This is a genomic window from Sulfitobacter rhodophyticola (genome assembly GCF_041281685.2).
GTDB lineage: Bacteria > Pseudomonadota > Alphaproteobacteria > Rhodobacterales > Rhodobacteraceae > Sulfitobacter.
The window spans coordinates 331,987-350,071 of record NZ_CP166251.2 but is presented as its reverse complement, the minus strand read 5'-3'; the positions used below and the strand labels follow the sequence as shown (position 1 = coordinate 350,071).

The following is an 18,085-nucleotide window of genomic DNA, read 5'->3' as shown; positions in this document are numbered from 1 at the left end:
GCGCGTGTCAGGCTAGTCATGATTCACCCCTGTGGTAAACATCATTTCGACGCCCGGATCGCTTATCCCGGCCATGCTGCAGGTGCGAAGAAAAAATGTTTGCGGCGCATCTTCAAAGTCGGGCGGGCGCTGCGGCCAATATCTATTGACGAAATCCAATAAACAGCCTTTGCCGCACCGCAGCGCACGCGCAATTTATCGAGAGGGACGCCAGAAATTCCTTTGAGAATGCGCCCCGATCATACAAACTCGGACACAGCCAAACCTACCACCGGGGACACCTTGAACTGCCACAGCCAGAAATCCGTTGTCATGCCGCTGGGGATCGTGATCCGCCGGGTGCCGGGTGTCACGCGCTGGGCGACACATGTCTGGAAAGCGGTGGCGGTCCTGCCCGGCGCGGGCGGCGCGGACTGGAAAGAAATGCGCCGTGATGGCGACGCGGTTGAATATCATGCAGCCACCCTGCCTCTGGAACTTTTTCGCACCGACACCGAAGCCTACCTGCATGGTCTTTCGGCCAAGGAACCGGCGATCTATGTCGTGATGCGCCCGTCTGAAAGTGACCGACCGCTGGACATGGTGCTGGCCACGGCGTCCCCTTATGAGGCGCAGGATTATGCCGACACCGGGGAAGAGCTGGTGGAAAAGGTGCCGATGCCCGAAGGGCTGATTGCCTGGATCCGGGATTTCGTCGAACTGCACCACGAGGATGAAGTGTTCGTGAAACGTCGGCGTGACAAGGCGCGGATCGATCGTAAGGAAGATGGCATCGGAGACGCGCGTATCCGACAAGTGGCGGATGTCTACCGCGCCCCCTCCCGCAAGGAGACGGTGCATTGAGCCGGGGCAGCGATTTCTGGGCCCGCAGACGGGCAGGTGTTGCCGCTGAGGCAGAAGCGGAGCAGGCGGCATTGGACGCGCGCGCCTTGCAGGCCGAACACGCCGCCTATCAGGAAATGAGCGAAGCGGAGGTGCTGGAGGCGCTTGACCTGCCCGATCCCGATACGCTGACCCACGGCGATGATTTTACCGTCTTTATGGCAAAGGCCGTGCCAGATCAGATTCGCCGCCGCGCGCTCAGGACGCTTTGGCGCAGCAATCCGGTGCTGGCCAATGTCGACATGCTTGTGGACTACGGAGAGGATTTTACCGACAGCGCGATGGTCGTGGAAAACCTTCAGACGGCCTATCAGGTCGGCAAGGGCATGCTCAAACACATTGAGGAGATGGCGCGTCAAGCGGAGGAGGCCGCCCATCCCAAAGGCGATGCGGAAGAGATAGATGATCAACCGGCCGAAGACGATGTGCTGATTGCCGCTGTTGGGGACGACGTCGTTAAGCCGTCCGAAACAGCGGAAACGGCAGATCATATTGCCCCCGCCCCTGCGGAGGCAGAGGCAGAGGAAACCCTTGCCGCCCCGGCCCCCCGACGGATGAAGTTCAGGATTGAGGAAACCGCGTGAGCGCTGCCATGGATATCGCCATTGCGTCCGAGGACCGCCTGCGCGCGGACCTTTACAACTTTCTGGGTCTGATGCTGTCCGGGCCGCCGGATCAGCTGTTGCTGGACCAATGCGCAGGCCTGTCGGGCGATGAAAGCCCGCTTGGTTTGGCGATTGCCGGGCTGTCGCGCGTGGCGAAGGTGACCAAACCCAAAAAGGTCGAAAGCGAATTCAACGCATTGTTCATCGGGCTGGGGCGGGGCGAATTGCTGCCCTACGCCAGCTATTACCTCACCGGGTTCCTGAACGAGAAACCGCTGGCGATCCTGCGCTCCGACATGACGGCACGCGGCATGTCCCGCGCCCCCAACGTGTTTGAGCCGGAGGACAATATCGCGTCGCTGATGGAGATGATGGCAGGCATGATCGTCGGCCGGTTCGGAACAGCCGCGACACTTGAAGACCAGAAGACCTTTTTCAACAAGCACATCGCTCCCTGGGCGGGACATTTCTTTACCGATCTCGAAGCGGCGAAGAATTCGGTCCTTTACGCGTCGCTCGGCAGTGTGGGACGCGAATTCATGGACATCGAACGCGAGGCTTTTCGCATGACCGCAGGGTAGCACCCCGCGACAACACCGGTGGGGATGCCCACCACAACAAGGGAGGGAGACATCCCCATGACCAAGAAGACAGACGGCACCAACCGCCGCGACTTTCTGAAACTGGCCGGTACGACTGCACCTGTTGCCGCCGTGGCACTTGCCGCTGGCACCACAGAGGCGGACGCACAGCCCGTCGATCCGACATCGGAAAAGATGCAGGACACCGCGCACACCCGCGCCTATCTCGACAGCGCCCGGTTCTGAAGACCCGGACGCTCCTGAATGACTTCCTGACGACTGGTTGCGTGACGCCCGACTGTCAGGATCAAGGGAGGAAACGAACATGCTGAAGAAGAAAACCAACGGGGTTGCGCGACGCCCCCAGCGGACCGGCATCCTATCTGACATCGCGGAGAAATCCGTTGACCGCCGTGCGTTCCTGCGCGGCTCCGGTCTGGCCATCGGTGGCCTTGCCGCAATCTCTGCCACGGGGGGCACGGTCACCCAGGCAAATGCCGCATCGGCTGCAACCGGCGCGGTTGAACTTGTCAAATCCGTCTGCACCCACTGCTCCGTCGGCTGTACCGTCGTGGCCGAGGTCGCCAATGGTGTCTGGACCGGGCAGGAACCCGGCTGGGACAGCCCCTTCAACCTTGGTGCCCATTGCGCCAAAGGGGCCGCTGTGCGCGAGCACGCCCACGGCGAACGCCGCCTGAAGTACCCGATGAAGAAAGAGGGTGGAGAGTGGAAGCGGATCTCATGGGATCAGGCGATCAATGAGATCGGCGATGGCATGATGAACATCCGCGAGGAAAGCGGCCCCGACAGCGTCTACTGGCTGGGCTCTGCCAAGCACAACAACGAACAGGCCTATCTGTTCCGCAAGTTCGCTGCCTACTGGGGCACGAACAACGTGGATCACCAGGCGCGTATCTGTCACTCAACCACAGTTGCGGGTGTTGCGAACACCTGGGGCTACGGTGCGATGACCAACAGCTACAACGACATCCACAATTCCAAGGCAATCTTCATCATCGGCGGCAACCCGGCAGAGGCGCACCCCGTCTCGCTGTTGCACCTGTTGAAAGCCAAGGAGCAGAACAACGCACCCGTCATCGTCTGCGATCCGCGTTTCACACGCACGGCGGCCCATGCAGATGAATATGTACGCTTCCGTCCCGGTACGGATGTGGCACTGGTCTGGGGAATCCTCTACCACATCTTCGAGAACGGCTGGGAGGACAAGGAGTTCATCCGCACCCGTGTCTGGGGCATGGATCAGATCAAGGAAGAGGTCGCCAATTGGACACCTGAAGAGGTGGAGCGCGTCACCGGTGCACCCGGTTCGCAGCTCAAGCGCGTGGCGCGGACCATGGCGAACAACCGTCCCGGCACCGTGATCTGGTGCATGGGTGGTACGCAGCACACCAACGGCAACAACAACACACGCGCTTATTGCGTGCTGCAACTTGCGCTGGGCAACATGGGCACTGAGGGTGGTGGCACCAACATCTTCCGCGGCCACGACAACGTGCAGGGCGCGACGGACCTTGGCGTTCTCAGCCACACGCTGCCCGGCTACTATGGCCTGTCCGCAGGCGCATGGGCGCATTGGGCACGGGTCTGGGAGGAAGACGCCGATTGGCTGAAAGGCCAGTTCGCCATGACCAAGGATGCGGAGGGCAAGGACAAGTCCCTGCAGAACCTCACCGGCATCCCGGTGTCGCGCTGGATTGACGGCGTGCTGGAAGACCCTGAAAACATGGACAATCCCGACAAGGTACGTGCCATGGTCCTGTGGGGTCACGCGCCCAATTCGCAGACGCGGATGAAGGAAATGAAAACCGCGATGGAGCAGTTGGATATGCTTGTCGTGGTCGATCCCTATCCAACGGTGTCTGCGGTGCTGCATGACCGGACCGACGGCGTCTACCTGCTGCCGGCCTGTACGCAGTTCGAAACGCGCGGCTCCGTCACCGCCTCCAACCGGTCGTTCCAGTGGCGCGACAAGGTGGTCGATCCGCTGTTCGAAAGCCTGCCGGACGAGGTCATCATGGCCAAGTTCGCCAACAAGTTCGGCTGGGGGGACCGGCTTTTCCGCAACATCGAGATGGAAGATGCGGAGACCCCCGTCGTGGAAAGCATCACGCGGGAGTTCAACCGCGGCATGTGGACCATCGGCTATACCGGACAGGACCCGGACCGGATCAAAAAGCATATGGCCAACCAGCATACCTTCGACCGGACGACATTGCGCGCCAATGGCGGTCCGGCGGACGGCGACTATTATGGCCTGCCATGGCCAAGCTGGGGCACTGCCGAGATGAACCACCCCGGTACGCCCAACCTCTATGACATGTCCAAACGTGTTTCCGAGGGCGGGCTGACCTTCCGCGCCCGCTTTGGTGTGGAACGGGATGGTGACAACTTGTTGGCCGAAGGTGTGGCAAGTCTGGATTCGGATATTCAGGATGGATACCCCGAATTCACCTACCAGATGCTCAAGGACCTCGGCTGGCATACGGAGTTGACTGAGAAGGAGCGCGCGTTCATTGCGAAAGCAGCAGGTGTGGACGGCTTCAAGGACTACACGCATGAAGTGGGTGAGCAGTCCATGTCACCGTTCCCGTCGGATTACGACGACATGGTCGCCAAGGTGAATTGGAAAACCGACCTGTCAGGCGGTATCCAGCGGGTGGCGATTGCGCATGAATGTGCGCCCTTCGGCAACGCGAAGGCCCGCGCGGTTGTGTGGACTTTCCCCGATCCAATACCGGTCCACCGGGAGCCGCTTTATACCAACCGTCGCGATCTTGTCGCCGATTACCCGACATACGAGGATCGGAAGTTCTATCGTCTTCCGACCATGTATGCTTCGATCCAGAAGCAGGACTTTTCAAAGGATTACCCGATGATCCTCACGTCCGGGCGTCTGGTCGAATACGAGGGTGGCGGTGATGAAACCCGGTCGAATCCATGGCTTGCGGAATTGCAGCAGGACATGTTCGTCGAGATCAACACCCGCGACGCCAACAACCTGGGCATCCGTGACGGTGCACAGGTTTGGGTCGAAGGTCCGGAAGGTGCCAAGGTCAAGGTCATGGCCATGGTTACTGAACGGGTCGGCGAAGGTGTGGCCTTCATGCCGTTCCATTTCGGCGGCCACCTGGAGGGCGTGGACCTGAGGGACAAGTACCCCGATGGCGCGGACCCCTATGTGTTGGGTGAAAGTACCAACACCGCACAGACCTATGGCTATGATTCCGTAACCCAGATGCAGGAGACCAAGGCCACTCTCTGCAAAATCTGGACAGCGTAAGGAGGACTGAACAATGGCAAGAGCAAAGTTTCTCGTCGACGCCGAACGCTGCATCGAATGCAACGCCTGCGTCACTGCCTGCAAGAACGAGCATGAAGTGCCTTGGGGCATCAACCGCCGCAAGGTGGTCACGATCAACGACGGCTCTCCGGGGGAGCGGTCGATTTCCGTGGCGTGCATGCACTGCTCGGATGCGCCCTGCATGGCGGTCTGTCCGGTAGATTGCTTCTACCAGAACGAAGAAGGGGTGGTGCTGCACTCCAAGGACCTCTGCATCGGGTGTGGTTACTGCTTTTATGCGTGTCCCTTCGGCGCGCCGCAGTTCCCGCAGGCGGGCAATTTCGGATCGCGCGGCAAGATGGACAAATGTACCTTCTGCGCCGGTGGTCCCGAAGAAACCCACTCCACCGCAGAGTTCGCCAAGTACGGGCGCAACCGTATCGCAGAAGGCAAACTGCCGATCTGTGCGGAAATGTGCGCCACCAAGGCGCTGCTGGCGGGCGACGGGGATGTTGTCTCCGGCATCTACCGCGAACGTGTGGTGGCGCGCGGCTTTGGTTCCGGTGCATGGGGCTGGGGATCGGCATACGGCCAACGCGACGGCTGACCGGCCCTGACTGGATCAAAATACAGATCAGGGCGACCCCGCAACGGGTCGCCCTTTTCCGCTGACATGAAACAAGAGGAATTTCGATGTTTCGCACGCTGATGGCACTGTTGCTGACCTTGTCTTTCGTCACCACGGCATATGCGCAGGACGCCGCAGCACCTGCGCCGGACCGTTCCGCCACGGGCGGGGCGCAGACCCTCGAAGATATCATGGCCCGTCAGCGGGGCGAGGAAGTGGACAACAGCTTCCGGCGCAACGCAACGGGCGACCCTGACAGTGCTGCAGGCTTGGCCAATCAGCTGGGTACCCTTGGCGGGGCGTCCGATCCCGAGCTTTGGCGCGCCCTGCGGTTTGGAGAGGCGAACATAACATCGACCAGCACCGGGCCTGCGGCCACGACCCTTATTCAGGATGGCGGCATGTGGTGGCTGACCTTCCGGGAGGGGCCATTGGCCAAGTACGGCAGTTATCTGCTGGGCGGCACGCTGGTGTTGCTGGCCTTGTTCTATCTGCTGCGCGGGCGCATCCGGATCGACGGTGAAAAGACCGGACGCCGCATCGAACGCTTCAAGGCGGTCGAACGCTTTGGCCACTGGTTGCTGGCGGGGTCCTTCATCTTGCTGGGCATCACCGGGCTGGTTTCCCTGTTCGGGCGCAAGGTGCTGATCCCTGCCTTCGGGCACGAGGCTTTCGCGACCGTCGCGGAGGCGTCGAAATGGGTACACAACAACGTCTCCTGGGCCTTCATGGTCGCGCTGGTGATGATCTTCGTGATGTGGGTCGTCCACAACCTGCCGGACCGGACGGACATCAACTGGCTGCTTAAGGGCGGTGGCATCTTCATCAAGGGGCACCCGCCCGCCAAGAAGTTCAACGCCGGTCAGAAGCTGATCTTCTGGTCGGTGATCCTGCTGGGTACCTCCATTTCCGTGACTGGTCTGGCGCTGCTCTTCCCGTTCGAGATCAACATGTTCGCCGCCACCTTCGCCAAGCTGAACAGCTTCGGCATATCGGAGGCTGTGGGCCTGGGCGAGTTGCGCACAACCCTCGCCCCGCATGAAGAAATGCAATACGCGCAGCTTTGGCATGCCATCGTCAGCTTTGTCCTGATGGCGATTATCCTGGCGCATATCTACATCGGGTCCGTCGGGATGGAGGGCGCGTATGACGCCATGGGCTCCGGGCAGGTGGAAGAGCAATGGGCGCGCGAACACCATTCGCTTTGGGTGGAAGAGGTGAAGGCGCGCGAGAATGCCGCCCCCGAAAGTGGTACACCCGCTGAATAGATGCTGCGTGCGTTTGTCATAGCGATGCTCTTGGCAGCCCCGGTGGCTGCACAGGACTTCTATACGCTCAAGGGCCATGGCGGGCCGATCATGGATATCGCGGTGTCCCCCTCCGGACAGATCGCAACGGCCAGTTTCGACAATTCGGTGGGGGTCTGGTCCGCAAGACAGCCCGCTTGGTTCGAGGGGCACAGGGCGGCGGTGAACACGGTTGCCTTCTGGTCCGAAGATGTGCTGGCGTCAGGGGGGGATGATTTCAAGCTTTGGCTGTGGTCGCGGCGTGCGCGCGCAGGGCGCCTGATGGCAGAGCATTCTGCCAAGATCACCGATGTCGCCTTTGCCCCTGATGGTCAGACAATCGCGACGGCGTCCTGGGACGCGACGATCTGGCTGATGCTGATAACCGGACGGGAAGGGCCGATTGAGGAGTGGCAGGTCATTGGCAAGAAGCTTTCGGGTCACAAGTCGGGGGTGAACGCGGTTGCTTTCACGCAGGACGGCAAGACCCTTTATTCGGCTTCGGTGGACGGCACGATACGATCTTGGCGCTATGACGGACCGCAGATGGTCAGCAACGTGATCGTCAAACACGGCTTCGGGATCAACACGCTGATCGTGAACGATCAGGGGGGCTGGCTTGCCTATGGGGCCAGCGACGGTGGCACCCGGATGATTGATCTTGAGACCGGAGAGCAGATTGCCGATTTCACCCAAGGCCGTCGGCCCATCCTTGCCATGGCTCTGGATCCGGCTGGACAGCAACTCGCCGTGGCCGACGGACAGGGCTACATCATGATCATCGATACCGACAATCTGCGCATCACCCATGATTTCCGCGCCGCGCGGCAAGGCCCGGTCTGGGCGCTTGCGTTTTCGCCTGATGGTCGAAACATCCACGCAGGCGGGATAGAGGATATCGTTTATTCCTGGCCGGTCGAGACGATGACCGAACAAACCCCGATGGCCGGTGGTACGCGCAGTTTCCTGCAGGATCCCAAGACGCTGCCCAACGGGGAGCGGCAGTTCAAGCGCAAATGCTCCATCTGCCATACGCTCACCGAAGGCAGCGCGCGCAAAGCAGGGCCGAGCCTCTACGGCGTATTTGGCCGCAAGGCGGGGACGGTGCCCGACTACGCGTATTCCGACACTCTTGACGGGTCCGAAATTGTCTGGTCAGCAGAGACGATCAATGCTTTGTTCGACCTCGGACCCGATCACTTCATTCCGGGGACAAAGATGCCGATGCAGCGCATTGTCAAACAGACCGACCGGGATGATCTGATCGACTACCTGCGCACCCAGACGGTGCAGAAAGAGGACTGACATGAGAGCCATGCTGACGGCCTTTGTGGCCATCGTCGTCATTGCGGTCGCATCGAACGTGATCCTCAACCAGATCGGATTTTCCAGTCAGGATCGTGCATCGGGTTCTGCCGTGCGCCTTGATAACTAACGGATCATTCCGGACAGGACCGCTTTGCAATGAACGACATCTGGGCCGGCATCCTGGCAGCGTTCCGGCTGATCGTCACGCTGGATGCCGATCTTGTCGAAATTACACTGCGGTCCCTGCAGGTCAGCCTGTCTGCGCTTGTGATTGCTTCAGCGATTGCGTTGCCGTTCGGCACATGGCTGGCCATCCGCCGGTTCCGGTTTCGCCGCGCCACCATTGCCACGCTGAACGCACTGATGGGACTGCCGCCGGTCGTGGTGGGACTTATCGTCTATCTGCTGTTGTCGCGGTCCGGCCCGTTTGGGGTAATGGGGCTGTTGTTCACACCCACCGCGATGATCATCGCGCAGGTCATTATCATCACGCCGCTGATTGCCTCCATCACCCATCAGGCCATGCGCGAGCTTTGGGCGGAATACCATGACCTGCTGATCTCCCTCAACACCAACGGCCGCCAGCGCATCACGACCCTGATCTGGGACGGGCGGCGCGCCTTGCTGACCGGGGCACTGGCAGGCTTCGGGCGGGCGATCGGCGAGGTCGGCGCGATCATGATCGTGGGAGGCAACATTGATCACGCGACACGGGTTCTGACCACCGCTATCGCGCTGGAAACCGGCAAGGGGGATTTTGCCCTCGCGCTAGGGTTGGGGTTCGTGCTGATTGCGATGGCCCTTATTGTCAACTTTGCGATTCACACCCTGTCCCGGACAGAGCGGGAGGGCAGATGGTAGAAGACGCACTTTCCGTCAGCCTCAAGGGCGTCGCGGTTCATCGCCGCAATGCGACATTGCTTGGCCCCATTGATCTTGATCTGGACGGGTCTGGCATCACCATTGTGCTTGGCCCCAATGGTGCCGGCAAGACAACGCTGCTCAAGGTCCTGCACGGGGTTGAGCGTATCTCCAACGGGACGCTGCAATGGTCCGTTCCCGATGCCGAGGCGCGGCAGGCGCAGGCCTATGTGTTTCAGCGTCCGATCATGTTGCGCCGTACCGTACGCCAGAACCTTGCCTATCCGTTGCAACTGCTTGGGACGCCCAAGGCCGAGATCGCCGCGCGGGTGGAAGACTGGGCCGGGCGCGTGGGGTTGGCGGTGCTGCTGGATCAACCCGCGCCCCGTCTGTCGGGAGGGGAGAAACAGAAACTGGCCATCGGCCGCGCACTGATCCGAACACCCAAGGTGCTTTTCCTGGACGAGCCTTGTGCCAATCTCGATGGACGTTCGACCCGTGAGATTGAAGAGGTGCTCCACCATGCCAATGCCGCGGGTACACGCATTGTCATGACCACCCACAACCTGGGGCAGGCGCGGCGATTGGCGAAGGATGTTGTCTTTCTTTTGAAAGGCCGGATACATGAAAGCGGCGCCGCACCTGAAATATTCGCCGCACCCCGCGCCCCCGAAACCCAGGCGTTTTTCAAGGGAGACATTGTCGAATGATACGCATCCTCACTTTTCTGGCCTGCCTGATGGGCAGCATCGCAACCGCAGAGACGATGAAGATGGCCGTGACGACCAGTTTTCATAATTCCGGCCTGTCCGACGTTCTTCTGCCTGCCATTCTTGCGGACACCGGGCTTGAGGTGCAGTTGCTGGTTGTCGGCACCGGACAGGCCCTGCGGCTGGGCGAAGCGGGTGATGTCGATGCGATCCTCGTGCATTCCCGCGCGGCGGAAGAGGCTTTCGTGGCCGCGGGCAACGCCCCATACCGGCGTGAGATCATGTATAATGACTTTGTGTTCATCGGTCCGCAGGCCGATCCCGCCAAGATCGACACCGCCACTGACGCCACGCAGGCGCTGCAACGCATCGCCGCCACACAAGCGGCCTTTGTCAGCCGCGGCGATGACAGCGGCACCCACAAGAAAGAAAGCGCCCTGTGGCAGGCTGCAGGCCTTGTACCTGTGGATTTCGGGGATTGGTACAAGGCGGTCGGGGCCGGGATGGGGGCCAGCCTTAACACCGCTGCCGGGCTTGACGCTTATATTCTGGCGGACCGCGCAAGCTGGCTGAACTTCGGCAACAAGGGGACGTTGGCGCTGCTGTTTGCAGGGGACCCGGCGCTTTTCAATCAATACGCCTATCTGCCGATCTCGAAGGACAGGCACGCGCATGTCAACGCTGTGGCTGCGCTTGCACTGGAAGACTGGCTGACCGGATCCAAAGCGGAGGCTTTGATCAACGGCTACCAGATCGACGGCGAAGGGCTTTTTGTCTTCAACGCCAAGCGTTGAAGGGGCGGGGCGCCCAGAACCCTTTGGTCAAATATCTGACGCGCGGTGCGTGCCCGTCCGCGTCAATCCAGATCCATCCCCTTGAGCTGCATTTCCTTGCCGTCCTGAATATGGGCGATCATCTTCTCCGCGGCGGTCGATCCGTCCCCGGTTTCGATCGCGTCCACAAGGGCAAGGTGACCGCCAAGGGATTCGGAAAGGTCCACGTTCTTGATGGAGGCAAAAAGCGTGAAAGAAGATCCCCGGTTCCAGATGTTGTCGAAGAATTCCAGCAGGAAGCGGTTCTTCGTTGCTTCGACAAAGGACCGGTGGACGTTCATGTTTGCCTTGAAATAGGCATGCACCGAAGGCTCGCTGATGTCTTCGGTTCTGGTGATCAACTCGCGCAGGTCCGCGCAGATCTGGGGGTCATTGCGATCGGCCAGGATACGGGCGGCATACCCCTCGATCGCCGCGCGTGAGCCGTAAAGCTCGGCGATTTCCCCTTCGCCCAGCTTTCTGATCTGGAAACCACCGCGCCCGGCGACCATCAGGATGCCTTCCTGCTCCATCCGAAACAAAGCCTCCCGCACCGGCGTCCGGCTGATCTCGAACTCCTCGGCCAGCTTTTCCTGCACGATGCGGTCGTTGACGGAAATGGCGCCCGTGCGGATGGCCTGCATGATCTGATCATAAACCTGATCGGCAAGACGCACGCGCGGCTGTGACAGCGATTTGAACGGCATATGCGTCTCCTTTGGACTTTGTCTACCGTATACAAAGTATGCCGAACAGATGGCTTGGCCAGCGACAATGCAAATTGTCTTGTAAGTTCAGGAATACTGTATACAGTATACGATATTCTGACTGAGGGGACAATATGTGCGGTATCGCTGGTAGAATTCTGAACGCACCCGGCAAGGTTGGGTACGATCTGGTAGAGCTGATGCACGCTCAGGAACACCGGGGCGCCGATTCCACCGGATTTGCGATTTACGGCATCCCCCGCGACAGCGGATATGTCGTGCGCGCCATGGGGTTTGAGCGCGAATGCCTGTCAGAGGACCTCGAGGATTTCCACGCCATCCTGAAGGAACACGGCAGCGATTTTGTTGATGATCCGACCTGGGATGACACCCGCACGCGGCACTATTCCGTGCGAATGACAATTACCGATCCCGTGGATGTCGCGCGATGGACCAAGGCCGCGGACGAGATATGCGAACGGCTGGAGGTTCAGTCGGTCGGCCGGTCCCTCGAGATCATCAAGGACACGGGAGGTTCCTATGATGTGGCGGACAAGCACGGCGTGCGGGATATGATCGGCACGCACGGTCTGGGCCACGCGCGGCTGGCCACCGAAAGCGATGTGCGCCCCAATGCCAGCCACCCGTTCTGGGCGCGCCCGTTCCCGGACGTGGCGATTGTCCATAACGGCCAGATCACTGACTACTACACCTGGCGCAACCGTCTGGAACACAAGGGTTATCGGTTTCTGACCTACAACGACAGCGAATTGATCGCGGTCTGGGTATCGGACCAGATGAAAGGCGGGCTCAGCATGGAGCAGGCCCTGAGCCGGTCCATCGATGAAATCGACGGCGTGTTCACCTTCATGATCAGCCGCCCCGACAAGATCGGCTTTGCCAAGGACCGCTTCGCAATGAAACCGCTCGTTGTCGTCAACGAGAACGGCGAGATTGCCGCCGCAACCGAGGAACAGGCCGTACGGCGGGTGTTCGAGGACGACGACGTTTCCATCATCAACTATGACGGCCCTTGCCAGAAGGGCATCTGGGGCGTCGGCAACCGGAGGGCAGCGGCATGAGCGATGTTGTCATAGATGTCGGCAAGCGCCCGATCAAAGAGGTGCATCAGGAAATCCTTGCCGCCGCCGAAGCCGGAAAATCCATTGTCGTGACCAACACGCTGTCGCGCCACAACCTTGGTGTCGGTCTGCCACCCGGTTGCAAGGTCCGTTTCGAAGGATCGGTCGGGTATTACTGCTGTGGTCTGAACACCGGAGCGCAGGTCGAGATTGAACGCAATGCCGGCTGGGGCTGCGGCGAGGCGATGAGCGAAGGCCATATCACCATCGGCGGCTATGCCGGCATGTCGGTAGGGGCGGCGATGCTGGGCGGGACGATCCACGTCAAGGGTGACAGCGGCCCGCGCGCCGGCGTGGCGATGAAGGGCGGCAACATCATCGTTGAAGGCAAGATCGGCTACCAATCCGGTTTCATGGCCCACGGCGGCAAGATCATCGCACTGGGCGGGGCTGGATCCAGCTGTGCGGATGCGCTCTGGGAAGGGGAGGTCTGGGTCACCGGCGATATCGAGGACCTGGGCGTCGATGCCGTCGTGACGGAGCCGACGGCGGAACAGGTCGCCGAGGTGGACGCCATTCTGGACCCGCTTGGCCTCAAGGACACATCGCGCGACTGGCGCCGCATCATTGCCGGGCAGCGCCTTTGGTATTTTGAAAGCAGGGACGCAAAAGCATGGCTGATGATATAAAACCACCCTACGAATACCCGTTCGAGGAAGCGACCGAAGATCAGATCGCCTTTGGGGAACAAGCCATTGCGGGGCGTCCGGCGGGGGTGCCTGCGTCCTATGACAAGGGCGGATCGGCACGCTGGACACCCGAGGCGATTTCCGAAGTGCACGCCCTGGCCCGTCTGGGGCGCTACCAGGTGCGCGGCTGGAACACGTTCAACGACCGCCTGCCGACGTTTGATGATCTGACCTTCGTGCCCGCGACGATGACGCGCCTGCCGCTCGAAGGTTATCGCGAGAAATGCGAGACCAAGACGGTTCTGGGTGGGGGTCGGGGGTTGGTGGAAAAACCGATCGAACTGGATATCCCGATCTACATCGCGTCGATGTCCTTTGGCGCCCTGTCTGCAAATGCAAAGGCATCACTGGGCCACGGGGCATCCAAGGTCGGCACGATGACCTGCACCGGCGAAGGCGGCATGCTGGAGGAAGAACGCAGCGCGTCAAGGACACTGGTCTATCAGATGTCGCCTGCGCGCTACGGTCTCGACCTGGATCACCTGCGCCGGGCGGATGGTCTGGAACTGGTCGTGGGGCAGGGGGCCAAGCCCGGTACGGGCGGGTTGCTGCTGGGCATGAAGGTCTCTCCCCGCATTTCGCAAATGCGTACGCTGCCCGAAGGCGTCGATCAGCGCTCCACCATCCGGCACCCGGACTGGCTGGGGGCCGATGATCTTGCCGTCAAGATCGAAGAATTGCGGATCGCCACCAATTATCAGGTCCCCATCTTCATCAAGATGGGTGCGACCCGCCCGCGCTTTGACGTGGCAGTCGCCGCAAAGGCCGGGGCAGACGTGGTCGTGGTCGACGGTGCCGAAGGCGGGACCGGGGCCTCCCCTGAACTGCTGCTGAATCACACCGGCATTCCCTGTATGTCAGCCATCCCTGCAGCAAGGGAAGCGTTGGAGGAGGCAGGCCTGTCCGGCAAGGTTTCCCTTGTCGCGGCCGGGGGCATTCGGACCGGCACGGACGTCGCCAAGGCGCTTGCCTTGGGGGCGGACGCCGTGATGATCGGAAATGCAGCAATGGTTGCTTTGGGATGCAATGCGCCGCAGTATCTGGAGGATTATCAGAAGCTCGGGACCAGCCCGGGGGCTTGCCATCACTGCCACACGGGCCTTTGTCCGGTGGGGATCGCAACGCAGGAACCGGATCTGGAAAAGCGTATGGATGTCGCCTCGGGCGCCGAACGGGTGGCGCGGTTCCTGACGGCAATGACGATGGAAGTGACCGCGCTGGCCAAGGCATGCGGCAAATCATCGGTGCACAACCTTGAAACAGAAGACCTGCGGGCGCTCTCTTTCGAGGCTTCCGCGTTCACCGGCGTCAAGATGGCCGGCATTGACCGACCCTTTGACTGGGAAACGGCCCGCAAGGCCTGAAAAGGACGTCTCCCATTTTTGGGAGACGTATCTCGGGACAGCCCCTTTTCATCCCGCTAGCAACGACAGGGAAAAAGATGAAACAGAACGATTTCAGCCTACCGTCCGGAACCCATACCGTTGCCCTCGGCATGGGTGATCTGAACGGCATCATGCGCGGCAAACGCATTCCCGCCTCAAATTGGGAAACGGTATGCAAGGGGGGCAACGCCCTGTCCATGGCCTTGCTGGCGATCGATATGACATCGGACGTCTGGGATACGCCTTATGTCAATTTCGACAACGGTTATCCGGACATGCACATGTTTCCCCTGTCCAAACCCGTGGCATCCCCCTGGGAAGACGGCGTGGCGTTCTGCATGGCGCGGGCGGAGGGCATGGACCACAAACCCGTCCCGATTGACCCGCGCGGCGCACTGGTTGCACAGGTCGAACGGGCCGCGGCCATGGGCTATGAGGTCAAGACCGGGACGGAGCTGGAATTCTACCTGCTCGACCCCGAAACCCTGCAACCCAAGGATCAGGGGATACAGGTCTACAGTATGGCGCGGGCGGCGGAGATGGAGCATGTCCTGGGCCCCATCCGCCAGCAGATCAACGAGCTGGGCATCCCCATCGAACAATCGAACCCCGAATACGCTCCGGGTCAGGTTGAAGTGAACATCCGCTATGACGAAGCGCTCAGATCCGCCGATCAGGTCGTCATGTTCCGCGCGCTGGTCAAGAAACTAGCCCATGTGCACGGCTACCTGGCAACCTTCATGGCAAAGCCCTTCATCGATCAATCCGGCAACGGGTTTCACGTGCATTATTCCCTCTGGAAGGGGGGCAAGAACGCCTTTGCCACCAAAGGCAAGCTGAATGCCACCGGCAAATCCTTCCTCGCGGGGTTGCAGAATAACATGGCCGATATCGCCCTGACCGGGTCCACCACACCCAATGCGTTCCGGCGGCGGCAGCCCTATTCTTTCTGCCCGACAAACGCCTCCTGGGGCTATGACAACCGCACCGTCGGGCTGCGGGTGATCGAAGGGTCCGACAGCGCCGTGCGGGTGGAAAAGCGCGACGCGTCGGCTGATTGTAATCCCTATTACCTTCTGGCCTGCGACATCGCGGCCGGTCTTGACGGCATCGAACAGGGTCTCGAACCCTCCGCGCCCTGCCTTGGAAACGCCTATGAATTGGAAGACGCCATGCCATTGCCGGGTGATCTGCCCGAAGCCATCGAACGGGCGCGTCATTCCGACCTGATGAAACAGGTGCTGGGCGAAGACCGCCGCACGATCCTGATCCAGCAGGCCGAACGCGAGCTGGAGTTCCTGGCCAATCAGGTCACCCCGGTCGAAATGGACCGTTACGTGCGCAATTTTTGACCTTTGCAGCGCGACTGCAAGAGGGAGGGGCGGGGTCCGAGACGGAGACATGCTGAACGAAAGGGGCCGGACCGGCGACCGCGCCCTGCTGACACGAAGTGAGAGCACATGGCCGAGTTAAGCTACGTTTGCGGCACCAGCGACAAGCCGCTGTTGTTCAAGACGATCGGCAAGGCGATCGAGGAAGCGGCCCAAAGGTGGGGGCAGCGCGAAGCGCTTGTCGTCAGCCATCAGGGCATCCGCTGGACCTATGCCGAATTGCTTGCGCGCGCGGACGATATCGCGGCAGGGCTGCTGGCGACGGGGCTGGCGCCCGGTGACCGGGTCGGTGTCTGGTCCCCCAACAATGCGGAATGGGTGCTGGCGCAGTTGGCAACCGCACGCGCGGGTCTGATCCAGGTCAACATCAACCCCGCCTACCGACTGAACGAACTGGAATATGCGCTGAGTGCGGTTGGCTGCAAGGCGCTTATCCTGGCAGAGCGTTTCAAGACCAGTGATTATATCGGGATGGTGCGCACACTGGTGCCCGAACTGGCAAGCGCGCCGCCCGGTCAGGTCTCCAGCGCCGCCCTGCCGGCGTTGAAGACGCTGGTGACCATTTCTGAGAAAGCGCACGCCGGCTGTATCAGGTTCGACGATCTTACCGGGCTGGCAACAGCGGCGGACCGGCGGCGTTTGAGCGAACTGCAAGCGGTATTGCAACCGGACGATCCGATCAACATCCAATTCACATCCGGCACCACAGGCAGGCCCAAAGGCGCGACGCTGACCCACCACAACAGCCTGAACAACGGCTACTTCGTGACCGAGCGGCAGCATTTCACCTCCAAAGACCGCCTGTGCATCCCGGTGCCGCTTTATCACTGCTTTGGCATGGTGATGGGGGTTCTGGGCTGCATAACCCACGGATCGTGCATGGTTTTCCCGGGTGAGGCTTTCGATCCTGCCATCACATTGGCCGTCGCTGCGCGCGAGAAATGCACGGCACTTTACGGCGTGCCGACGATGTTCATTGCGATGCTCGAAGATCCGGGGTTTGCCGATCACGATCTTTCCGCGTTGCGCACCGGGGTGATGGCCGGGTCAAGCTGCCCGGCGGATGTGATGAAACGCGTCATCGCCGAAATGCACATGTCAGACGTGACCATCTGCTATGGGATGACCGAAACCAGCCCGGTCAGCATGCAATCCAACACCGACGACCCGGTGGAAAAGCGCGTCTCGACCGTGGGGCAGATACACCCTTTCGTGGAGGTCAAAATCATCGACGATCAGGGGCGGGTGCTGCCGCGCGGACAGCAGGGCGAATTCCTGACCCGTGGCTATTCGGTGATGAGCGGGTATTGGGGCGACGCGGAGAAGACGGCCGAAGCCATCGACCGCGCAGGATGGATGCACACCGGTGATCTGGCCGTGATGGATGATCAGGGCTACGTCGATATCACCGGCAGGCTCAAGGACATGGTCATCCGGGGCGGCGAAAACATCTACCCGCGCGAGGTCGAAGAGTTTCTTTATACCCATCCGGCCGTGCGGGATGTGCAGGTCTTCGGCATTCCTGATGACAAATATGGCGAAGCCGTCTGCGCGTGGATCCAGCTCAAAGAGGGGGCGCAGGCTGACGCGGATGCCATCAAGGCATTCTGCAAGGATCAGATCACCCATTTCAAGATCCCCAGCCATATCCGTTTCGTGGACGCATACCCGATGACTGTGACCGGCAAGATCCAGAAATTCGAGATGCGCAATCAGATGATCGAAGCCTTCAAGACAGATGCAAAACAGCACAGGCGCGCAAAACCTTCCGCGCAGCCGCAACCAGGACAATAAGGG

General features: G+C 60.7%; 18 protein-coding genes. 17 read left to right on the top strand and 1 reads right to left on the bottom strand.

What is annotated here, in order from left to right:
* Positions 1 to 312 precede the first annotated feature (312 nt).
* The 12 genes from AB4X18_RS02725 (at position 313) to AB4X18_RS02670 (ending at position 10,956) form a co-directional block, all read left to right on the top strand.
* Positions 313 to 843 carry a DUF3305 domain-containing protein gene (locus AB4X18_RS02725; RefSeq protein ID WP_370402164.1) on the top strand — a complete coding sequence of 177 codons (531 nt, stop codon included), beginning with the start codon at positions 313 to 315 and terminating at the stop codon, positions 841 to 843.
* Complete coding sequence (locus AB4X18_RS02720) at positions 840 to 1,466, top strand: DUF3306 domain-containing protein (RefSeq protein ID WP_432817063.1); 627 nt, start codon at positions 840 to 842, stop codon at positions 1,464 to 1,466. The genes AB4X18_RS02725 and AB4X18_RS02720 overlap by 4 nt, the downstream gene beginning before the upstream one ends.
* 8 nt (positions 1,467 to 1,474) lie before the next feature.
* Positions 1,475 to 2,068 carry a TorD/DmsD family molecular chaperone gene (locus tag AB4X18_RS02715; protein WP_370402163.1) on the top strand — a complete coding sequence of 198 codons (594 nt, stop codon included), beginning with the start codon at positions 1,475 to 1,477 and terminating at the stop codon, positions 2,066 to 2,068.
* Positions 2,069 to 2,125: 57 nt separating this feature from the next.
* On the top strand, positions 2,126 to 2,314 hold the full coding sequence (locus AB4X18_RS02710; protein WP_370402162.1) for a twin-arginine translocation signal domain-containing protein: 189 nt from the start codon (positions 2,126 to 2,128) through the stop codon (positions 2,312 to 2,314).
* Between the two features lie 79 nt (positions 2,315 to 2,393).
* Positions 2,394 to 5,369, top strand: a complete 2,976-nt coding sequence (locus AB4X18_RS02705) for a formate dehydrogenase subunit alpha (RefSeq protein ID WP_370402161.1) — start codon at positions 2,394 to 2,396, stop codon at positions 5,367 to 5,369.
* A 13-nt stretch (positions 5,370 to 5,382) separates the two neighbouring features.
* On the top strand, positions 5,383 to 5,976 hold the full coding sequence (gene fdh3B, locus AB4X18_RS02700; protein WP_025053709.1) for a formate dehydrogenase FDH3 subunit beta: 594 nt from the start codon (positions 5,383 to 5,385) through the stop codon (positions 5,974 to 5,976).
* An 86-nt stretch (positions 5,977 to 6,062) separates the two neighbouring features.
* On the top strand, positions 6,063 to 7,265 hold the full coding sequence (locus AB4X18_RS02695) for a formate dehydrogenase subunit gamma (protein ID WP_370402160.1): 1,203 nt from the start codon (positions 6,063 to 6,065) through the stop codon (positions 7,263 to 7,265).
* Positions 7,266 to 8,588, top strand: a complete 1,323-nt coding sequence (locus tag AB4X18_RS02690; RefSeq protein ID WP_432817062.1) for a c-type cytochrome — start codon at positions 7,266 to 7,268, stop codon at positions 8,586 to 8,588.
* Between the two features lies 1 nt (position 8,589).
* Positions 8,590 to 8,718, top strand: a complete 129-nt coding sequence (locus AB4X18_RS02685; protein ID WP_370402157.1) for a hypothetical protein — start codon at positions 8,590 to 8,592, stop codon at positions 8,716 to 8,718.
* Positions 8,719 to 8,747: 29 nt separating this feature from the next.
* Entirely contained in the window at positions 8,748 to 9,452 is a 705-nt protein-coding gene (locus AB4X18_RS02680; protein WP_432817061.1) for an ABC transporter permease, read from the top strand.
* Positions 9,446 to 10,162 carry an ATP-binding cassette domain-containing protein gene (locus AB4X18_RS02675; protein ID WP_370402156.1) on the top strand — a complete coding sequence of 239 codons (717 nt, stop codon included), beginning with the start codon at positions 9,446 to 9,448 and terminating at the stop codon, positions 10,160 to 10,162. The genes AB4X18_RS02680 and AB4X18_RS02675 overlap by 7 nt, the downstream gene beginning before the upstream one ends.
* On the top strand, positions 10,159 to 10,956 hold the full coding sequence (locus AB4X18_RS02670; RefSeq protein WP_370402155.1) for a substrate-binding domain-containing protein: 798 nt from the start codon (positions 10,159 to 10,161) through the stop codon (positions 10,954 to 10,956). The genes AB4X18_RS02675 and AB4X18_RS02670 overlap by 4 nt, the downstream gene beginning before the upstream one ends.
* 62 nt (positions 10,957 to 11,018) lie before the next feature.
* Here AB4X18_RS02670 and AB4X18_RS02665 read toward each other — a convergent pair whose 3' ends face one another.
* Positions 11,019 to 11,681 (bottom strand): GntR family transcriptional regulator, encoded by a 663-nt coding sequence (locus AB4X18_RS02665; RefSeq protein ID WP_370402154.1) that lies wholly within the window; start codon positions 11,679 to 11,681, stop codon positions 11,019 to 11,021.
* A gap of 134 nt (positions 11,682 to 11,815) precedes the next feature.
* On the opposite strand from AB4X18_RS02665, the gene AB4X18_RS02660 reads away from it, so the two are divergent.
* From AB4X18_RS02660 to AB4X18_RS02640, 5 genes are all read left to right on the top strand, one after another.
* The gene (locus tag AB4X18_RS02660) at positions 11,816 to 12,763 is read left to right on the top strand and encodes an amidophosphoribosyltransferase (protein WP_370402153.1); all 948 of its coding nucleotides are present in this window, start codon (positions 11,816 to 11,818) and stop codon (positions 12,761 to 12,763) included.
* Entirely contained in the window at positions 12,760 to 13,452 is a 693-nt protein-coding gene (locus AB4X18_RS02655; RefSeq protein ID WP_370402152.1) for a hypothetical protein, read from the top strand. The genes AB4X18_RS02660 and AB4X18_RS02655 overlap by 4 nt, the downstream gene beginning before the upstream one ends.
* On the top strand, positions 13,437 to 14,876 hold the full coding sequence (locus tag AB4X18_RS02650) for an FMN-binding glutamate synthase family protein (protein WP_432817060.1): 1,440 nt from the start codon (positions 13,437 to 13,439) through the stop codon (positions 14,874 to 14,876). Before AB4X18_RS02655 ends, AB4X18_RS02650 begins: the two co-directional genes overlap by 16 nt.
* Before the next feature lie 77 nt (positions 14,877 to 14,953).
* Positions 14,954 to 16,249: a glutamine synthetase family protein gene (locus AB4X18_RS02645; RefSeq protein ID WP_432817059.1), complete on the top strand. Its 1,296-nt coding sequence runs from the start codon at positions 14,954 to 14,956 to the stop codon at positions 16,247 to 16,249.
* Between the two features lie 108 nt (positions 16,250 to 16,357).
* Positions 16,358 to 18,082, top strand: a complete 1,725-nt coding sequence (locus AB4X18_RS02640) for an AMP-binding protein (protein WP_432817058.1) — start codon at positions 16,358 to 16,360, stop codon at positions 18,080 to 18,082.
* Positions 18,083 to 18,085 lie beyond the last annotated feature (3 nt).

Coding starts and splice junctions, on each gene's coding strand:
- AB4X18_RS02670 (WP_370402155.1), top strand. CDS start 10,159: ATGATACGCATCCTCACTTTTCTGGCCTGCCTGATGGGCAGCATCGCA.
- AB4X18_RS02685 (WP_370402157.1), top strand. CDS start 8,590: ATGAGAGCCATGCTGACGGCCTTTGTGGCCATCGTCGTCATTGCGGTC.
- AB4X18_RS02650 (WP_432817060.1), top strand. CDS start 13,437: ATGGCTGATGATATAAAACCACCCTACGAATACCCGTTCGAGGAAGCG.
- AB4X18_RS02695 (WP_370402160.1), top strand. CDS start 6,063: ATGTTTCGCACGCTGATGGCACTGTTGCTGACCTTGTCTTTCGTCACC.
- AB4X18_RS02725 (WP_370402164.1), top strand. CDS start 313: ATGCCGCTGGGGATCGTGATCCGCCGGGTGCCGGGTGTCACGCGCTGG.
- fdh3B (WP_025053709.1), top strand. CDS start 5,383: ATGGCAAGAGCAAAGTTTCTCGTCGACGCCGAACGCTGCATCGAATGC.
- AB4X18_RS02680 (WP_432817061.1), top strand. CDS start 8,748: ATGAACGACATCTGGGCCGGCATCCTGGCAGCGTTCCGGCTGATCGTC.
- AB4X18_RS02675 (WP_370402156.1), top strand. CDS start 9,446: ATGGTAGAAGACGCACTTTCCGTCAGCCTCAAGGGCGTCGCGGTTCAT.
- AB4X18_RS02715 (WP_370402163.1), top strand. CDS start 1,475: ATGGATATCGCCATTGCGTCCGAGGACCGCCTGCGCGCGGACCTTTAC.
- AB4X18_RS02660 (WP_370402153.1), top strand. CDS start 11,816: ATGTGCGGTATCGCTGGTAGAATTCTGAACGCACCCGGCAAGGTTGGG.
- AB4X18_RS02705 (WP_370402161.1), top strand. CDS start 2,394: ATGCTGAAGAAGAAAACCAACGGGGTTGCGCGACGCCCCCAGCGGACC.
- AB4X18_RS02665 (WP_370402154.1), bottom strand. CDS start 11,681: ATGCCGTTCAAATCGCTGTCACAGCCGCGCGTGCGTCTTGCCGATCAG.
- AB4X18_RS02710 (WP_370402162.1), top strand. CDS start 2,126: ATGACCAAGAAGACAGACGGCACCAACCGCCGCGACTTTCTGAAACTG.
- AB4X18_RS02640 (WP_432817058.1), top strand. CDS start 16,358: ATGGCCGAGTTAAGCTACGTTTGCGGCACCAGCGACAAGCCGCTGTTG.
- AB4X18_RS02645 (WP_432817059.1), top strand. CDS start 14,954: ATGAAACAGAACGATTTCAGCCTACCGTCCGGAACCCATACCGTTGCC.
- AB4X18_RS02690 (WP_432817062.1), top strand. CDS start 7,266: ATGCTGCGTGCGTTTGTCATAGCGATGCTCTTGGCAGCCCCGGTGGCT.
- AB4X18_RS02655 (WP_370402152.1), top strand. CDS start 12,760: ATGAGCGATGTTGTCATAGATGTCGGCAAGCGCCCGATCAAAGAGGTG.